Genomic DNA, 15,925 nt, shown 5'->3' on the forward strand with positions numbered 1-15,925 from the left:
AAATCGCTCTGCAGCCTGGCATCTGCCGGAATCAGGAAATTCGCGCCGTTCACCTCGATGCCGTGACCGGCGTAATAGACCACGGCCATGTCGGAATCCGCGGCAACCCCAGCAAAATCGCGCACCGCCTGCCGCATCTCGATGACGCCGAGATCCCGGCGCAGATCGACGACGTCGAACCCCATGCGCTTGAAGACGTCGCTGATCGCAGCCGCATCGTTGTCGGGATTGGCCAGCCGCGCAACGCTCTGGTAGTTGGACACGCCAAGGACCAACGCCACCCGCTTGTCGGCCTGCGCGGTCGGCGCCGCGACCAGGGTCAGAGCAATTGTCAGCGCAACGCGGCCGGCGAGACGCTGCAGGCGGGACATCGGAGCCGGTGGGATCAATCCGACCATGGTGCAAGGCTTCAATCCGTAAGGAGTCCTTAGGCAGGCTCCGGGAAGATTTCGAGGGTCTCCTCCCCTAAGTCAACCCGTCTGTGGCCTATCTCACTTCCCCCGTGCCGCCGTCGGCGTCAGGCCGAACCGCCGGTGACATGGCAGCGGCCGGCGACGCTCGACGTGATCCAGGGGCCGTATCAGCAGTTCTACAAGAACAATCCCGGTACCGCGCGCACTGTCATGCAGCGACTGCCGAGCCCGCCTATGCCGCCGGACAAGCCGGCTGCGACGAAGCAGTAGGCATCGCGTCGGGAACGCCAGAGCGATGCCTTGCGCCCCCAAGATCTTGCGCCCCCATGATTATGGGTGTCGCGGCGCCCGCACCGCGGCTAAACTTGGCCCTGCGCCGCGGGGGACACGCGGTGCAGGGCGATGATCATGACCGAACAGGGCGAGACGGGTGAAGCCATCACCATCCTCCTCGTCGAGGACGACGCGCCGACCTGCTGGCGGCTCCACGATGCGCTGGTCAAGGCCGGCTACGAGGTGCGCAGCGCCGGCACGCTCGCAGAGGCCCGCGCCGGACTCGGCGAGCGGGCGCCGCGCGTGCTGCTCACCGATCTGCGGCTGCCCGACGGCCACGGCGTCGAGCTGATCCGCGAGACAAGGCAGCGCTTTCCCGACACCGAGATCATGGTGATCTCGGCGCTCGGCGACGAGGAGAGTGTGATCTCCGCGATCACGGTCGGCGCCACCGGCTATCTCCTGAAGGATGCGTTCCCCACCGATATCGCCACCACCGTGCGGGATCTGGTCGCCGGCCATTCGCCGATCTCGGCCTCGATCGCCCGTTTCATCGTGCGCAGAACGCAAGGTACCGCGCAGAATGCGGCCGAGCCTCCGCCGGGTCCCGCCCTCAACACCGCAAGGCTCACCCCACGCGAGATCGACATCCTCTGGGGCATCGCGAAAGGTTTCAGCTACGCCGAGATCGCGAGCCATCTCGGCCTGTCCCGGCAGACCGTGCCCGGCCACATCAAGAACATCTATCGCAAGCTCGAAGTGCACACCCGCAGCGAAGCGGTGTTCGAAGCGGTGCAGCAGGGCCTGATCAAGCTGTGAGCGAGATCGCGGCGAAGGCACCGGTCAAACCCGCGCGACGCCGGCTGCTGGTCTCGCGACTCGTGCCCTATCTGCTGCTCCAGGCGCTGATATTGGTCGCGACCGTCCTCGGGCTGCGGCTGCTCCAGCCCAGCGACCCCGACGACTTTGCCCTGAGCGAATTCTCGCTGCGCGAGGACGGCGTGGCGCGTCCCGTGACTTTGCCGCATTTCACGTCGTCACGCTATTCCCTGGCCGACCCGCCGCTCTACACCGGCGCCTTCACGTTCCGCCGCGGCGATGCGGCGTCGGGCTGGTCGGTATTCCTGCCGCGCTTCAGCAACGCGGTGGAGGTCTCAATCAACGGCGTCGTCATCCTGGATTCCCGACGCGATGCCAACGCCAACCGGCCCGACCGCAACACTCCGCAGATCGGGTCGATCCCGTCCTCGCTGCTGCGCGAGGGCGCGAACGAGATCACGGTGCAGCTGTTGGTTTGGGGACCGCTCAAGGGCTTTCTCGACACCGTCTATGTCGGGCCGGATGCGGCCTTGCGCCCGGCCTACGAGACACGCACGCTGATGTTCGTCACGTTGCCCGTGGTGTTCTCCGCCTGGCAATCGATCCTCGCCGTCATCCTGGCGATCATGTGGCTGATGCGCCGCCGCGAGCCGGTTTACGGCGTCCTGGCCGTGGCGATGGTGCTCGGCGTGGTGCAGGCCTTCGCGCCGCCGCCGGTGCCCCCCGTCAACACCTCCCGGCTCGCCGCAGTGTTGCTCGCGTCCGCACCGATCGAGAGCGCCCTGGTCGTCGTCTTCGGCGTGCTGTTCTTCGGCTGGCGCTGGCCGCGTTACGGCATGCTGCTGTTCGCGCCGGGGCTCGTCGTGTTCGGTGTCGGACTGATCGCCGGCCCGCCGCTGCCGCGCATTCTGTTTCTCCTGTTGGGGATTCCCACCGTCGGGCTCTGCCTGCTCCTGATGGCCTGCGTCACCGCTGCCGCAGTGGTGCGGCGGCAGGACGCGGCAAGCTTCACGCTCGGCTGCGCGGTGACCATCGTGCTGATATGCTGGGTCCACGACATGCTGTCGGTGTTCGAGATCGTGACCGACGAGCGCATCTTCCTGTCGCGCCTGTCCTATTCGGCGATGCTGGTCGCGATCGGTGCCGGCTTGACCTGGCGGTTCGCGCGCGCGCTGAACCAGGTCGACAGCTTTGCCGGCCAGCTCGTAACGCGCGTACGCGAGGCCGAGGAGCGGCTGAAGGCGAGCTTTGCCCGCGAGGAGGAGCGTGCACGGGCCGCCGCGCTTGCCAATGAGCGCACGCGGCTGATGCGCGACCTGCATGACGGCCTCGGCGGCCAGCTCATCAGCATCGTGGCACTGTCCGAGCGCGGGCACGAGGGCGCGACCATCACCGACGCCGCCCGTGCGGCGCTGAAAGACCTCCGCCTCGTCATCGACTCCATGGACGACATCGGCGGCGACCTGATGCTCGCACTCGGCTCCTGGCGCGAGCGCGCGACCGCACAATTGCGACCGCACGACATCGCGCTGGACTGGCACGTGGCGACGCCGCAAGGGCTGCCGCTGCATCCCGAGCTCAGGCCATGGCATGTCATCCAGATCGTGCGCATCCTCGACGAGGCCGTGACCAATGCGGTCAAGCACGCAGAGGCCCGCCGCATCGCGGTCACCATTGAGACGGTCGACGGAGGTCAGGGACCGTACGGTGTGATCAGGGTCGCGGATGACGGCAAGGGCTTTGCGAACGGTTGTGCGCCGGTCGGCAGCGGCGGGGCCACCGACGCGAGCCAGACCGCGCGGGGCCTTCGCAACATGAGGAGCCGTGCCGCGCGCTGCGGGGCGATGCTCGATCTCGGTTCGGATTCCTCAGGCACGCGCGTGCGGCTGCAATTGCCGCAGATTTTCCCCGACAGCGATGCCGCCGTCGGCTGAAAAGCCCCCTCTCCGAACGTGTGGGACGCGCGGAGAGAGGGACGGGCCGGATGATTTTCCTGCGGAGGACGGGGGGGTTCGTCCGCACGGCTCCTTCGCCCGAACTCTTTCGTTGTTCTCAGCGCACGCCCACGCGATTGACCGGACCACCGCGATTCATCGGCGTGCCCGCGCGCACGCCGACACCGGGCGCACCGACCCCGGGTGTCGCCACGGCGACCGCGGTGGCCGGCGCTACCCTCACCGCTGCCGCCGGTCGTACCACGCAGCCTTTGGGTATGCCGACCGTCTTGCAATAGACCACCGCTTGCGCCGGGCTCGTGCCCAGCGACACCATCGCCGAACCTGCCAGCGCCAAAATCGTCAACCTGGCGCTCAGCGCTCCCGCTCTTTTCGACATCTTGCTCTCCTGCTTGCCGTTCGGCGTCCCGATGCAATCACCGGGTCTCGCAGCCGACGTGCAGCCTGAATGACAAAAGACGGCGCGCCGATACATGCCATGAAAATGGGGGTACGGCGGCGGGACGGGCTGGCCGATGCCATGAACATGGCATGGACCCGCGCCCGGCGGTCGCGAGATGGTCCGGCCCGCTTGATCCCAGGCGGGACCAACGACATTCCCAAGGAGGTGTTTTATGAAGATTTCGGTTCTTGCCGTACTGCTGCTCGCCGCGACCGCCCAGACCGCCGCTGCGCAATCCGGTCCGACCCCGCAGGAGCAGATGACCTGCCGAAGCGACGCGAGCAAATTCTGCGCCGAACACATCGGCAAGCCGCCGCAGATGAATGCCTGCCTGCGCGAGAACAAGTCGAAACTTTCGGACGGCTGCCGCAAGGTCGTGGAGTCGCACGGCGGGTGAGTGGTCGCCGTCCACAGCACAAATCTCGCCGGTGTTGCGTCAGACCATAGCCGTCGATGCGCCCGTCATAGATCGCGCGCGACGGCGAGGACGGACTTAATCGTCGTCGCCGAATAGCCTGATCTGCGGAAAGCCGCCGCGCGGCCGGCTCGGGACCTCGCGCGCATCGGCATCTTCGCGGATGTTGCGCGCGACGTCGTCCCAATCGGTCCGGTCGCGCATCCCACGCGGCTCGCGGGAATCGTAATGACGGCGCTCGGCCCAGCGCTCACGGCGCTCCGTCCGGCGCCGTTCAGACGTGGCCCGCCTGACGTCAGAATCCCTGGCCTTGGCAAAGGCGTTGTCGGGTGGGGATGACGGCTCTGTCGACGCCTGCTGTGCAGCAGGCTTCGCGAGTTGCGGAGGCGATGCCGGCGCTGGCTTGGGCGGCTCTACCGCAGCCGCTTGCGAGGGCTGTTGCGCTGGCTGTTCAGCGTTGGCCTGAGTGGTCTGCGTGCCGGGCTTCGCAGCTTCGGATTTTGCTTCAGGCGTGGATTCGGGTTTAGCGTCTGATTTGGCTTCGGCCTGCGCTGGCGCGGCGACCATGGCGCCGAAGGCTTGCGAGCCGGTGAGATATTGCAAGCGCTCGGATGGCGCGTCCGTCGTGGCGGGCTTGGCGTCAGCGCGTTGCGCCATCTTGCTGGTATCAGGCCCCTGCTTGGGCGAGACCGGATTCATGATATTGCCGGCGACAATGCCGCCGCCGAGACCAATGGCGATGGCTGCGACGATGGTTCCTGCACCGACGAAATAGGCTGTCGAGGCGCGCATTGGTCCACTCCCTCTTTGGAGCGGGCAACGCTTGTCAATTGCCGGATGTTCCCGATATAGCCGCAATTCCGGAAGGAACTTGCGGGTTAGATCTGCTGCGCCACCTTCTCGAGCCCGATGATGCGGGCGAGCTTGCGCACTTCCTCTTTCTGGTCGTCGCGCAGCTGGAACAGCAGCGGCATCGCCGCCGACTTCAACTGCTGGACCTCGTCGCAATTCGGATCGATCGGAACACCCTGCACGTTCGGATTGGACAGCTTGTTTGCCGAGATCTTGCGGACAACATTGCGCAGCGCGGTTTCGACCGAGGGCCAGTAATATTCTTGCGACGACGACAACTTCAGACGATCCCTGATGCCCGCGATCTGCACGTCGGAGAGCAGCGAATAGGATTTCTGCGGCTGCGGCTTGGCGACGACCTTCGGCTTGGCCGGGACTTCGACGGCAGGAATCTCTGCAGCGGCCGGAGCCTCGTTCACGCTCGCCTTGGGCATCGGGAAATCGGATGGCGTGGCGGCGGCAAACGCCTGGCGCAGCGGTTCGGTCAGCACGGGCATTTGCGAGAGCTTGTCGGCAGGAACCTGGACCGGGTCGAACGCGGCCGAGGCCAGTGCCAGCGTCGGAACCAGACGATCCGCCTTGGCGGCCCGATTGGTTGCAAGCGGCTTGGGTGCCGGCGCCTGCGTGATCATTTCGGCGCTGACGCTGGGCACGCTGTCGCGGCCGAGAATGGCGGTGGTGGCGGCGCCGAGGACGAGGAAGCAGGTCAGCACAACGATGGTGATGGCTTTCGACAAACGTCTCTCCGCAACCGGCTTCAAGTCCACGTGATCACTGCCCGGAAACTGGGCGAAAATTAAGGCTTAACCGTGCCATTGCGACGGCAATCGCGCGGACTACGGCGACATTGCCTGGAAAGCTCAACAAAATCAGGCAGCTATCGCCAGATCGTAGGCGTCCTGGATGTCGGCCACGATCTCCGAGGCCTCCCAGACTCCGCGCGGCTCGACCGATTGCAGCGCCACCGTCCAATTGCCGCCCCGGCGGGTGCGGGGGACGCTGACGATGTCGAAGCGCACATTGCGGCACAGCGGATGGCGGGCCAGCGCATGGGCTACGCGAACACGAATCTCGTCCAGCGAAGCCGCCGTCTTGGCGTTCAGAAAGTCGAAGTCCATCGCCTGTCCCTCTCGGTCCTGATTGGCGGCCGTGAGAGGGATTCTTGCCGGGCGTTGGTTAATCTGCCGTTAAGTTGGGGCCTCTAAGGAGCGCTCGATTAACCGTGAGGGGCGACAGGCCCTGTCGGTCTCCGCATTTTTACGGGGAGAGGCGGCCACCCGCTTCCCGATACTCCGCGACCGTCCGCGCGACGAGACCGTTGACCTCCATCACTTCGGTCACACCCGATATCGAATGCCCGCCGCTCCAGATATCGCGCCAGCGCTTGGGGCGGCTCTCGCGTGCGTTGACGTCGATGTCCTTGCCGATGTCGATCGCGCCGCGCGCCGGCAGATCGTCGGGGTCGAGACCGGCCGCGACGATCGACGGTTTGAGCATGCTGGTCTGCAGGCCCGTGAACGCGGTGGTCAGCAGAATGTCGTCCGCGCTGCCGTCGACCAGCATGCGCTTGTGACGCTCGTCCGCCATGCTCTCGTTGGTCGCGATGAACTTCGTGCCCATGTAGCCGAGATCGCAGCCGAGCACTTCGGCCGCGCGCAATGCGTGGCCGTCGCTGATGCCGCCCGCGAGCACGATGATCCCATCGTAGAACGCGCGCACGGCGCGGACGAAGGCGAACGGATTGAGCCAGCCGGTTTGCCCGCCCGCGCCGGCGGTAAGCAGCACGAGCCCGTCGGCACCTGCTTCCGCCGCGCGTTCGGCGTGGCGGATCGAGGCAACGTCCGCAAGCACCAATGCACCGGCGTCGTGCAGCGGCTTGAGCACCGGCGTGGGGGCGCCGACCGAGGTGATGACGATCTCCGGCCTGTGGTGCAGCAACACGGCGAGATCCTGCTCCAGCCGTGCATTGGAGCGGTGCACGATCAGGTTTGGGCAAAGCGGCGCGGCCTTGCGGCCGGTTTGATCTTCGTGCCGCAGCAGCCGCGTTTCGATGTCGGTGAGCCATTCATCGAGTTGTTCGGTGCTACGGCAATTCGCGCTGGGGAAGCTGCCGATCACGCCGTTGCGGCAGGCCGCGACCATAAGCTCGACGCCCGACACCAGAAACATCGGCGCGGCAATCAGTGGCAGGGCGAGGCGACCGTGGAAACGTTGCAGCCGATCCGACGTCACGCATGCCTCCCCTCGCGCGGGCTTTGTCGTTCCATCCCGCATTCCCTATGCTAGCGTTGCGGCAAACATTGGCACGCCAGAAGCCGATGACAAAGCAGCGAGGAAACATATGTCCGATCCGCTCCACGCATCGTCGCCGACTTGCGCGCAGGCGCTGCGGGCACTGTCGCGCTATCCGAGCCGCACTGCTTTCGCCTGGCCCGGCGGATCGCTGAGCTATCAGAGCACCATCGACCTGATCGGGCGCATCCAGGCCGTGTTCATGCGGCTTGGATTGCAGCCCGGCGCGCGGGTCGCCTTCCTCACCGCGAACCGCGCCGACACCTGGTGCGCCGGCGTCGCCGCGCAATTGTCGCGGCTCTGCGTCACCGGGCTGCATCCTTTGGGATCGCGGGGAGACCAGCTGTTCCAGCTCGAGGATTCCGGGGCCGAAATGCTGGTGGTCGATGTGGCCGCCTTCCGCGATCGCGGCGGCGAGCTCGCCGCGCAGGCGCCCTGGCTCAAGGCGGTCTTCACCATGGGACCGGCCGACTATGGCGTCGACCTGTTGCAGGCGATCGAGAGCGAAGGCCATGCCAGCGCGCATTGCCTCGCCGGCCCCGACGATCTCTCGACGCTGAATTACACCGGTGGCACGACCGGCAAATCAAAGGGCGCGTTGCGCTACCACCGCGAAAATGCCGGGGCCGCGGCCGCTATCCTCGCCGATTTCGAGATCCCCGATGGCGCGCGTTATCTCGCCGTCGCCCCGATCAGCCATGTCGCCGGCACGAAGGTGCTGCCGACGCTGATGCGTGGCGGCACCGTGCACATGCTGAAGGGTTTTGATCCCGAGGCCGTGCTGGCGACGATCGCACGCGAGCGCATCAACTTCACGCTGTTCGTGCCGACCATGATCTATGTGCTGCTCGATCATCCCGCGTTGAGCAGGACCGACCTCTCCTCGCTCGAACTGGTGCTCTATGGCGCCTCCGCGATGTCACCGAGCCGGCTGATCGAGGGGATCGAGCGCATCGGGCCGGTGTTTTCGCAACTCTACGGCCAGACCGAATGCTATCCCATATCGGTGTTGCGCAAGGCGGATCACGATCCCAACAGGCCGGAGCTGTTCCTGTCATGCGGTTTCCCGATCGCGGCGTGCGAGGTCAAGATCCTCGACGACAACGACCAGGAAGTGAAGACGGGCGAAGCCGGCGAAATCTGCGTCCGCGCTCCACACGTCATGGCGGAATACTGGAAGCGGCCGGACATCACCGCCGAGACGCTGAAGAACGGCTGGGTGCACACCGGCGACATCGCTCGCAAGGACGATCGCGGCTACATGTTCATTCTCGACCGCAAGAAGGACATGATCGTCTCCGGCGGCTTCAACATCTTTCCGCGCGAGGTCGAGGACGTGCTGTCGCAGCATGCGGACGTGGCCATGGTGGCGGTCGTTGGCATCCCCGACGAGAAATGGGGCGAAGCCGTCACCGCTGTCGTCGTCTTGCGCGAAGGCGCAAAACCTGACGCCGATGAACTGATCAATCTGGTGAAGACGCGAAAAGGCTCGGCCCATGCGCCGAAGCAGATCCAGTTCGTCAAGCAACTTCCGGTGACCGGCGTCGGCAAGGTCGACAAGAAGGTGCTGCGCGCGAGCTTTTGGAGCGGGCGGGGCCGGATGGTGGGATAGATAGGGTGCCTTACCGCTTCTCGATCACCAGGCTTTGCACGGCGCGGCCGAAATAGCCCTGCCGGTCGGCGAGCCGCGACATCGCAAGCCCGGCGCCATCTGGACCGATCCAGGAATCGCCGTCGAGCAGGATCCATTCGCCGATCGGCTGGCGCGAAAAGCTCACAGTGAGGTCGGCGTTGATATAGGTCCAGGCGCGGAAATCGAGCGACGAGGCGGTGCCGTTGGAAAAATCGGCCGCGACCACGGCGCGCATCGCCTGCGAGAGCGGTTCGCCTGCGATCAGGGGATGGTCGACGCGAAACCAGATCGCGCCGGCGCCGGCCTGGCCGAAGCGGCCGCGCGCGGCGCGCATCGACACCGATCGCACGAACGGACTGGTGGCGGCATGACCGTCCTCGAGCAGCGAGTCCTCCGGCGACGGCAGCGTAACCGGCAGCGCCTTGACGTCCTCGGGCAGCGTCAGCGCCTGGCGCTTGATCTTGAGCACGGTGGCGCCGACCACCTGTACGCCGTCGGCGAGCAGCTTGACCCCGCAGAGCTGGATCTTGCGGCCCTCGCGCAAGATCTCGGTCGCGATCGTGAGCGGTGCCACCGGCACCGGGCGCATCAAGTCGATGGTGACGCGCGCGATGTCCATTGCAACTGGCGTCGGAATTCGCTCAGCCGCCCACGTCACCAGCGAGGCCGGCGCCGAACCGTGCTGCATACGCCGGTCCCACGGGCCCGCGGCATCCGGGCTGGTGACGACGCTGTCGCCGTCGACGCGGTAGATGGGGGTCATTGTTTCTCCGTGATGCACATCCGGCGCTCAGCGAGAGCTGTCGTCCGGTCCCCCGTGCGCAATTGCGCACCAGGCCGGGACGACTAAGTTCACAACGGCGGATCGACTGCCTCGTCGTATTCCTTCTTGAAGCGCGCGATCATTTCGGCGGCGGGCACGATGCCGTCGATGCTGCCGACGCCTTGGCCTGAACCCCAGATTTCCTTCCAGGCTTTTGGCTTGGCACGCTCGCCGGAGGCATCAGTGCCGAAGTTCATCTTGGAGGGATCGGACGTCGGCAGGTTCTCCGGATCCATGCCGGCGGCGAGAATCGACGGCTTCAGATAGTTGCCGTGCACGCCGGTGAACAGGTTGGAATAGACGATGTCGTCGGCCGTCGCGCCCGCGATCATCTCCTTGTACTTCTCGACCGCATTGGCTTCCTTGGTGGCGATGAAGGCCGAGCCGATATAGGCAAAGTCGGCGCCGAGAATGCGCGCGGCGCGGATCGCCTTGCCGTTGCCGATCGCGCCCGACAGCGCGATCGGGCCGTCGAACCATTTTCGAGTTTCGGCGACGAACGCCAACGGCGAGATCGTGCCGGCATGGCCGCCCGCGCCCGCCGCGACCAGGATCAGGCCGTCGGCGCCCTTCTCGATCGCCTTGTGCGCGAACTTCTGGTTGATCACATCGTGGAAAACGATGCCGCCCCAGCCGTGCACGGCCTGATTGAGCTCCTCGCGCGCGCCGAGCGACGAGATGATCATCGGCACCTTGTACTTGGCGCAGAGCTGCATGTCGTGGTCGAGCCGGTTGTTCGACTTGTGCACGATCTGGTTGACCGCAAACGGCGCCGACGGCTTGTCGGGGTGCGCGCGGTCATAGGCCGCGAGCTCTTCGGTGATGCGCGCCAGCCACTCGTCAAGCAGCTCCGGCGGCCGTGCGTTCAGCGACGGAAACGAGCCGACCACGCCCGCCTTGCACTGCGCGATCACGAGATCGGGCACCGAGATGATGAAGAGCGGCGAACCGATCACGGGGATCGACAGGCGTCCCCTAAACAAGGCAGGCATGGACATTGCGGAACGGTCCTCTGTTAGCAGACGCATTGAAGGTTGGGAGCATACCAACAAGGCAATCTTTCCACTGTCAAGTATTGCGTTTTGGCGCCGTGGAGGACGGCGTTACCGCAATTCCAAGCCGCGGAATTCAGCGCGGGACGACGCCATCACGCAATCAGATCCGGATTGATCAGCCGCTCGAACGAGAACATCTCGTCCCACTTCTCCTGCGTCAGCAGCTTACGCTCGACCACGACGATCTGGTGCAGCGACTTGCCGCTCTTGTAGCCCTCGCGCGCGATCTCGGCGCATTGCTTGTAGCCGAGCAGCGGCTTCAGCACCGTGACGATACCCAGCGAGTTCAGCACCATGTTGCGGGTGTGTTCCTCGTTGGCAGTGATGCCCACGACGCAATTCTCGCGCAGGCTATTGACCGCGCGCTCCATGGTGCGGATGGAGAAGAACAGCGCGAACGAGATCACCGGCTCCATCACATTGAGCTGGAGCTGGCCGGCGGACGCCGCGAGCGTCACGGTGGTGTCGAGCCCGATGACGAGGAAGCTGGTCTGGTTGACGACCTCGGGGATGACAGGATTGACCTTGCCCGGCATGATCGAGGAGCCCGGCTGAAGCTGCGGCAGGTTGATCTCGTTGAAGCCGGCACGCGGGCCCGAGGCGAGCAGGCGGATGTCGTTGCAGATCTTGGTTAGCTTGCTCGCGGTGCGCTTGAGCACGCCGGAGAGCTGCACATAGGCGCCAGTATCCGACGTCGCCTCGACGAGGTCGCCTGCAAGGATGAAGTCGACGCCGGTGAGCGCGCTCAGATGCCGGACCGCGAGCTTGGGATAGCCGTGCGCAGCGGTGACGGAGGTGCCGATCGCGGTGGCGCCGAGATTGATCTCGCGCAGCAGCGCGCGGGCCTCGGAGATTCGATCGACCTCCTCGCCCATGGTGGTGCCCCAACCGCGGAATTCGGCGCCGAGCGACATCGGCACCGCGTCCTGCAAATGGGTGCGGCCCATCTTCAGCACGCGCTCGAACTCGCGGCCCTTGGCGAAGAACGCCTCCTGCAACTGCCGCAGCGCCGTCATGTAGCTCTCGAGCCGCAGGATCAGCGCCAGCCGAAAGGCGGTCGGATAAGTATCGTTGGTCGACTGGCCGTAATTGACGTGATCGTTGGGGCTCACGTGCTGGTAGTCGCCCTTCGCAAAGCCGAGCGATTCCAGCGCGAGATTGGCGATCACCTCGTTGGCGTTCATGTTGGTGGAGGTGCCGGCCCCGCCCTGGATGAAGTCGGTGACGAACTGGTCCATCATATCGCCGGCGATGACGCGATCGCAGCCCACGATGATGGCTTCCGCGACCTTGGTGTCCACCGCGCCGAGATCGCGGTTGGCCATGGCGGCGGCCTTCTTGACGTAACCGAGCGCCTTCACGAAGTAAGGCTCCTGGTTCATCGGAATGCCGGTGATGTGGAAGTTCTCCTTCCCGCGGATGGTCTGGACGCCGTAATAGATGTCGTCGGCGATCTCACGCTGTCCGAGGAAGTCCTGCTCCGTGCGGCTCATGGGCGCTCCTTGCTTTGCTCGCGCGACGTCCTCAGTTCTGGCACAGCGCGCTGGTGACGAAGGTATCGGTGCGGCAGTCATCCGGTTTGCGTTGCCTGCCCGGGATCAGAACCTTGGCCGAGCACTTTTCCGCGGAATCGGCATTCAGGCTCTTGCCTTCCGTGTAGCCCTTGCTCTGGCAGAGTTTGTCGGCGGCGAGCTTGCAGTCGGGCGCGCCGTTCGACGAGGCCGGACAGGCCACGCGTCCCGACACCATGGTCGACGGCTTCGCCAGGCGCGACAAATCGTTCATGGTCTCGCTCGGGCTTTTGATCGGCGGCAGGATCGAGGGCAGCTTGTCGAACAGCTTGCCCATTTCGTTGATCAGCCCGGGATTTTCCTCATGCGCCGGCGGCGACGGAGGGGCTGTCGAGGGCGCCGGTGCGGCCTGCGGTCCTTGCTCCTGCAAGCCGAGCGCCGGAGGTGCGGATTGCGGCCATCCGGTACCGCCGGCAGCGAGCAGGAGGGAAAGCACCGCAAATATCAGCGTGCCCAGTCGCAAGACCGCATTGCCGGATCGAAGCATCATGACGGCAACCGTAGCCGAACGAGACGCGGCGGCAAAGCGCCTTGGGTGTTAGATCAATTTGACTGCGACGACAAAGCCGAGCACGAGCACCGCGGCGCCGATTGCCACCACCAATCCGAGATGCTTCTCGATCTTGACCCGGATCCAGTCGCCGTAGCGGTTGAGCAGGATCGCGACGATGAAGAAGCGCCCGCCACGCGCCACGATCGAGCACAGGATGAAGAGTCCGATATTGTAACCGGCAAAGCCGGATGTGATGGTCACGAGCTTGTAGGGGATCGGTGTCAGGCCCTTGAGCAGGATGATCACGGCGCCCCATTCGGCATAGGAGGCACGGAAGGCGTCGACCTTGCCGCCGAGGCCATAGACCTCGATCAGCCAATGGCCGACCGAGTCGAAGAGCAGCGCACCGATGGCGTAGCCCAACAGCCCACCCAGCACCGACGTCGCAGTGCAGATCCCCGCATAGACCCAGGCGCGTTGCGGGCGCGCCAGTGACATCGGGATCAGCATCACGTCCGGGGGGACGGGAAAGAAGGAGCTTTCAGCGAAAGCCACGGCGCCCATGATCCAGAGCGCGTAAGGCTTGTGAGCGGCGTCGATGCACCAGTCGTAGATACGTTTCAGCATGGCGCCGCGATGAAGCACCATGGGACGGATTTGTCCATGCCGAGATGGGACCGATTTGTGCCAATACTAGTGGCGCTTGCGCACGGTACGGCCTTCGAGCGCGACGATTGGCCGCCTGGCGACACGCGGTGACGCACCTTTAGGCAGTTTCATCGCCGACTTCGGCAGCTTCTCGGCGATGCCGAGCATGTCTTCACGCCGCGTCATCTCGCGCCAGACGTCCTCGGGGCGCACGCCGGCCGAGGCCCAGAGCACGGTCAGATTGTAGAGTAGATCGGCGCTTTCCCGGATCACGGCTTCGCTATCGCCGTTGACCGCGTCGATGACGACCTCGATAGCCTCTTCAGCAAGCTTCTTCGCCATTTTTGACGGGCCGCGCTGAAACAGCCGCGCGGTGCGCGATGTTGCCGGATCAAGGTCCCTGGCCGCGAGCACAGCCAGATATAGCCGCTCAAGCGAATCACTCATGTACGCAAAGCTACTCTAAACCCATAGCGGGGACGTTAACGCACGACAACAAAAGCAAAAAGCCGGCCGTCGCGGCAAGCGCGACGGCCGGCTGGTCAACACTTGCTAGCCAAAGCTAGTAGCAAGTCGAAAGGTTACCTTGGCCGCCTTGCGCGGACTGGTACGGGCCGCCGCAACGGTGATACGGGCGCGGACCGATATACGAGTCGCCGCCGTAATAGACCGGACCGTCGTCGTAGTAGACCGGGCCGCCGCCGTAATAGGCAGGAGCATCATAAGCGTAGGCGTCACGAGTCGCTGCGATTGCGAGGCCGGTGCCGATAGCACCGGCAATGGCCGCGCCGGCAAGGGCCGCACCGCCGCCGCCACCATGCCAATGGCGGCCGCCCGCGTATGAAGCGGTCGGAGCCATTGCGGTCAGCGCCAGCACCGCGGCGGTAGCGAGAACGGCCTTACGGCCGACAAATCCCGAAAATCTATCAAACATGTCCTGGACCCTCCTTGGGACCTCGAATGGTGCCTGATGACAGGCTCGTGTCTCTCAAACACCCGCATCCCATGTTGGGTTCCCCTACCCCAACACAAGCTGAACGGGGTTGCGTGATCGTGACGCAACCGCCGCTCATCCGCCGTTCATGTTGGCGCGGACAAGCTTGTCGCCAGCCGGCGCTCCGAGCGTCACCAAGCCATAACAACACCGGACCGGCGCGACTGATGTTCGAATTCGCGACAATCGCTCTTCGCGGCCTGCTGGCCGCTGCAATTTCTCTTGCGGCGCTGACTGCGCGCGATGCTACCGCGACCGAAACCGCCGCGCCCTCCATTGCGATCCATTTTACCTTCGACCGCCCGATCGATGCGAGCATGGCGCCGTTCTTTCTTGCCGCAAAGGACGGCAGCTTCAGCGCCGAACGTCTCAACGTCTCCTTCAGCAGCGCGGCCGGATCGCCGGAGGCGCTTGCGCGCGTCGCCAAGGGCGACAGCGAGCTCGCGCTCGTCGACATCAACGAGCTGATCCGCTTCCGCGACAAGGATGCGACACTGGTCAAGGCGGTGTTCGTGCTGTTCAACCGCGCGCCCTACGCGATCATCGCCCGCAGGAGCCGTGGCATCCACCTCCTGTCGGACCTGGACGGCAAGACCGTCGGCGTTGCCGATAGCGATCTGTCGATGCGGCTGTGGCCGGCGCTGGCGCAGCAGAACGGCATCAACACGGCTCACGTGAAATTCCACAAGATCAGCGCCGCGGTGCGCGAGCCGATCCTCTCCGCGGGACAGGTCGATGCCGTCGCCGGCTTCAGCTATCTCTCGGCAGTGAACCTGCGCGACCGCGGCGTACCAGGCGGCGATCTCGTCGCGCTTCGCTATGCCGACTATGGTTGCGAGGCCTATGGCTTTGCCGTCGTGGTCAACCCGGCTTTCGCCGCGGCCAAGCCGGACACCGTGAAGGGATTCGTTCGCGCATTGATCGCCGGCATCAACGCGACCATCAAGGAGCCGGCGCGCGCGGCAGACGAGGCCGCGAGCCGCATTGAGGACGGCGACCGCGATCTTGAGCTGGAGCGCCTGCGCACCGTCCTCGTTGACAACATCCTGACCGACGAGGTCCGCCGCAACGGCCTCGGTGATATCGACCCGGCGCGCATGGATCGCGCGATCGACCAGATCGGGCAGGATTTCAAATTCCGCAAACGACCGGCGGCGGGCGACATCTTCGACGGCGGGTTCTTGCCGCCCGTCGCAGGGCGGTTGATCAACTGAGCAAAACCGACAGCTTCCGCTATATCTCGCCGC

The 15,925-nt window shown here is 65.2% G+C and carries 19 protein-coding genes; 6 read left to right on the forward strand and 13 right to left on the reverse strand.

Translation table 11 applies throughout. From position 1 onward, the window contains the following. Positions 1-398: caspase family protein (locus AC0L3J_RS00005; protein WP_473345416.1), on the reverse strand; the 398-nt coding region annotated here is incomplete at its 3' end. A gap of 135 nt (positions 399-533) precedes the next feature. On the opposite strand from AC0L3J_RS00005, the gene AC0L3J_RS00010 reads away from it, so the two are divergent. From AC0L3J_RS00010 to AC0L3J_RS00020, 3 genes are all read left to right on the forward strand, one after another. After that, entirely contained in the window at positions 534-683 is a 150-nt protein-coding gene (locus tag AC0L3J_RS00010) for a hypothetical protein (RefSeq protein ID WP_473345417.1), read from the forward strand. 138 nt (positions 684-821) lie between these two features. Further along, positions 822-1,505 (forward strand): response regulator, encoded by a 684-nt coding sequence (locus AC0L3J_RS00015; protein ID WP_456767499.1) that lies wholly within the window; start codon positions 822-824, stop codon positions 1,503-1,505. Further along, a complete protein-coding gene (locus AC0L3J_RS00020; RefSeq protein WP_473345418.1) occupies positions 1,502-3,439 on the forward strand; it encodes an ATP-binding protein in 1,938 nt (645 codons plus the stop codon). The genes AC0L3J_RS00015 and AC0L3J_RS00020 overlap by 4 nt, the downstream gene beginning before the upstream one ends. 118 nt (positions 3,440-3,557) lie before the next feature. Here AC0L3J_RS00020 and AC0L3J_RS00025 read toward each other — a convergent pair whose 3' ends face one another. Further along, positions 3,558-3,839, reverse strand: coding sequence for a hypothetical protein (locus AC0L3J_RS00025; protein ID WP_473345419.1), 282 nt, complete (start codon positions 3,837-3,839; stop codon positions 3,558-3,560). A 235-nt stretch (positions 3,840-4,074) separates the two neighbouring features. On the opposite strand from AC0L3J_RS00025, the gene AC0L3J_RS00030 reads away from it, so the two are divergent. Next, positions 4,075-4,299, forward strand: coding sequence for a cysteine rich repeat-containing protein (locus tag AC0L3J_RS00030; RefSeq protein ID WP_007597470.1), 225 nt, complete (start codon positions 4,075-4,077; stop codon positions 4,297-4,299). A gap of 96 nt (positions 4,300-4,395) precedes the next feature. Here the strand turns inward: AC0L3J_RS00030 and AC0L3J_RS00035 are convergent, their stop codons facing one another. From AC0L3J_RS00035 to AC0L3J_RS00050, 4 genes are all read right to left on the reverse strand, one after another. After that, positions 4,396-5,109: a hypothetical protein gene (locus tag AC0L3J_RS00035; protein ID WP_473345420.1), complete on the reverse strand. Its 714-nt coding sequence runs from the start codon at positions 5,107-5,109 to the stop codon at positions 4,396-4,398. An 86-nt stretch (positions 5,110-5,195) separates the two neighbouring features. Next, positions 5,196-5,906: a hypothetical protein gene (locus tag AC0L3J_RS00040; protein ID WP_027514200.1), complete on the reverse strand. Its 711-nt coding sequence runs from the start codon at positions 5,904-5,906 to the stop codon at positions 5,196-5,198. Positions 5,907-6,038: 132 nt separating this feature from the next. Further along, on the reverse strand, positions 6,039-6,287 hold the full coding sequence (locus AC0L3J_RS00045; protein WP_027514201.1) for a hypothetical protein: 249 nt from the start codon (positions 6,285-6,287) through the stop codon (positions 6,039-6,041). 139 nt (positions 6,288-6,426) lie between these two features. Next, complete coding sequence (locus AC0L3J_RS00050; RefSeq protein ID WP_473345421.1) at positions 6,427-7,401, reverse strand: NAD(P)H-dependent flavin oxidoreductase; 975 nt, start codon at positions 7,399-7,401, stop codon at positions 6,427-6,429. 109 nt (positions 7,402-7,510) lie between these two features. Between AC0L3J_RS00050 and AC0L3J_RS00055 the strand changes: the two genes are divergently transcribed. Then, a complete protein-coding gene (locus AC0L3J_RS00055) occupies positions 7,511-9,073 on the forward strand; it encodes an AMP-binding protein (protein WP_473345422.1) in 1,563 nt (520 codons plus the stop codon). 10 nt (positions 9,074-9,083) lie between these two features. On the opposite strand, the gene AC0L3J_RS00060 is transcribed toward AC0L3J_RS00055, so the two are convergent. The 7 genes from AC0L3J_RS00060 to AC0L3J_RS00090 all read right to left on the reverse strand — a co-directional run bounded on the left by AC0L3J_RS00060 (position 9,084) and on the right by AC0L3J_RS00090 (position 14,618). Continuing rightward, on the reverse strand, positions 9,084-9,857 hold the full coding sequence (locus AC0L3J_RS00060) for a thioesterase family protein (RefSeq protein ID WP_473345423.1): 774 nt from the start codon (positions 9,855-9,857) through the stop codon (positions 9,084-9,086). A gap of 89 nt (positions 9,858-9,946) precedes the next feature. After that, entirely contained in the window at positions 9,947-10,915 is a 969-nt protein-coding gene (locus tag AC0L3J_RS00065) for an NAD(P)H-dependent flavin oxidoreductase (RefSeq protein WP_007615379.1), read from the reverse strand. A 149-nt stretch (positions 10,916-11,064) separates the two neighbouring features. Beyond that, positions 11,065-12,465 (reverse strand): aspartate ammonia-lyase, encoded by a 1,401-nt coding sequence (locus AC0L3J_RS00070; RefSeq protein WP_211398962.1) that lies wholly within the window; start codon positions 12,463-12,465, stop codon positions 11,065-11,067. A gap of 31 nt (positions 12,466-12,496) precedes the next feature. After that, positions 12,497-13,033, reverse strand: coding sequence for a hypothetical protein (locus tag AC0L3J_RS00075; RefSeq protein ID WP_473345424.1), 537 nt, complete (start codon positions 13,031-13,033; stop codon positions 12,497-12,499). A gap of 48 nt (positions 13,034-13,081) precedes the next feature. Further along, complete coding sequence (locus AC0L3J_RS00080) at positions 13,082-13,684, reverse strand: YqaA family protein (RefSeq protein WP_456767491.1); 603 nt, start codon at positions 13,682-13,684, stop codon at positions 13,082-13,084. A gap of 45 nt (positions 13,685-13,729) precedes the next feature. Then, positions 13,730-14,131: a phosphoribosyl-ATP diphosphatase gene (hisE, locus tag AC0L3J_RS00085; protein ID WP_473345425.1), complete on the reverse strand. Its 402-nt coding sequence runs from the start codon at positions 14,129-14,131 to the stop codon at positions 13,730-13,732. Positions 14,132-14,246: 115 nt separating this feature from the next. Next, positions 14,247-14,618: a hypothetical protein gene (locus AC0L3J_RS00090; protein WP_027514210.1), complete on the reverse strand. Its 372-nt coding sequence runs from the start codon at positions 14,616-14,618 to the stop codon at positions 14,247-14,249. Between the two features lie 227 nt (positions 14,619-14,845). On the opposite strand from AC0L3J_RS00090, the gene AC0L3J_RS00095 reads away from it, so the two are divergent. After that, positions 14,846-15,892, forward strand: a complete 1,047-nt coding sequence (locus AC0L3J_RS00095; RefSeq protein ID WP_473345426.1) for an ABC transporter substrate-binding protein — start codon at positions 14,846-14,848, stop codon at positions 15,890-15,892. The last annotated feature ends 33 nt before the right edge of the window (positions 15,893-15,925 follow it).

The organism is Bradyrhizobium sp. Kon37 (assembly GCF_055807535.1).

Coding starts and splice junctions, on each gene's coding strand:
- AC0L3J_RS00035 (WP_473345420.1), bottom strand. CDS start 5,109: ATGCGCGCCTCGACAGCCTATTTCGTCGGTGCAGGAACCATCGTCGCA.
- AC0L3J_RS00025 (WP_473345419.1), bottom strand. CDS start 3,839: ATGTCGAAAAGAGCGGGAGCGCTGAGCGCCAGGTTGACGATTTTGGCG.
- AC0L3J_RS00095 (WP_473345426.1), top strand. CDS start 14,846: ATGTTCGAATTCGCGACAATCGCTCTTCGCGGCCTGCTGGCCGCTGCA.
- AC0L3J_RS00060 (WP_473345423.1), bottom strand. CDS start 9,857: ATGACCCCCATCTACCGCGTCGACGGCGACAGCGTCGTCACCAGCCCG.
- AC0L3J_RS00075 (WP_473345424.1), bottom strand. CDS start 13,033: ATGATGCTTCGATCCGGCAATGCGGTCTTGCGACTGGGCACGCTGATA.
- AC0L3J_RS00045 (WP_027514201.1), bottom strand. CDS start 6,287: ATGGACTTCGACTTTCTGAACGCCAAGACGGCGGCTTCGCTGGACGAG.
- AC0L3J_RS00080 (WP_456767491.1), bottom strand. CDS start 13,684: ATGGTGCTTCATCGCGGCGCCATGCTGAAACGTATCTACGACTGGTGC.
- AC0L3J_RS00030 (WP_007597470.1), top strand. CDS start 4,075: ATGAAGATTTCGGTTCTTGCCGTACTGCTGCTCGCCGCGACCGCCCAG.
- AC0L3J_RS00090 (WP_027514210.1), bottom strand. CDS start 14,618: ATGTTTGATAGATTTTCGGGATTTGTCGGCCGTAAGGCCGTTCTCGCT.
- AC0L3J_RS00055 (WP_473345422.1), top strand. CDS start 7,511: ATGTCCGATCCGCTCCACGCATCGTCGCCGACTTGCGCGCAGGCGCTG.
- AC0L3J_RS00015 (WP_456767499.1), top strand. CDS start 822: ATGACCGAACAGGGCGAGACGGGTGAAGCCATCACCATCCTCCTCGTC.
- hisE (WP_473345425.1), bottom strand. CDS start 14,131: ATGAGTGATTCGCTTGAGCGGCTATATCTGGCTGTGCTCGCGGCCAGG.
- AC0L3J_RS00065 (WP_007615379.1), bottom strand. CDS start 10,915: ATGTCCATGCCTGCCTTGTTTAGGGGACGCCTGTCGATCCCCGTGATC.
- AC0L3J_RS00070 (WP_211398962.1), bottom strand. CDS start 12,465: ATGAGCCGCACGGAGCAGGACTTCCTCGGACAGCGTGAGATCGCCGAC.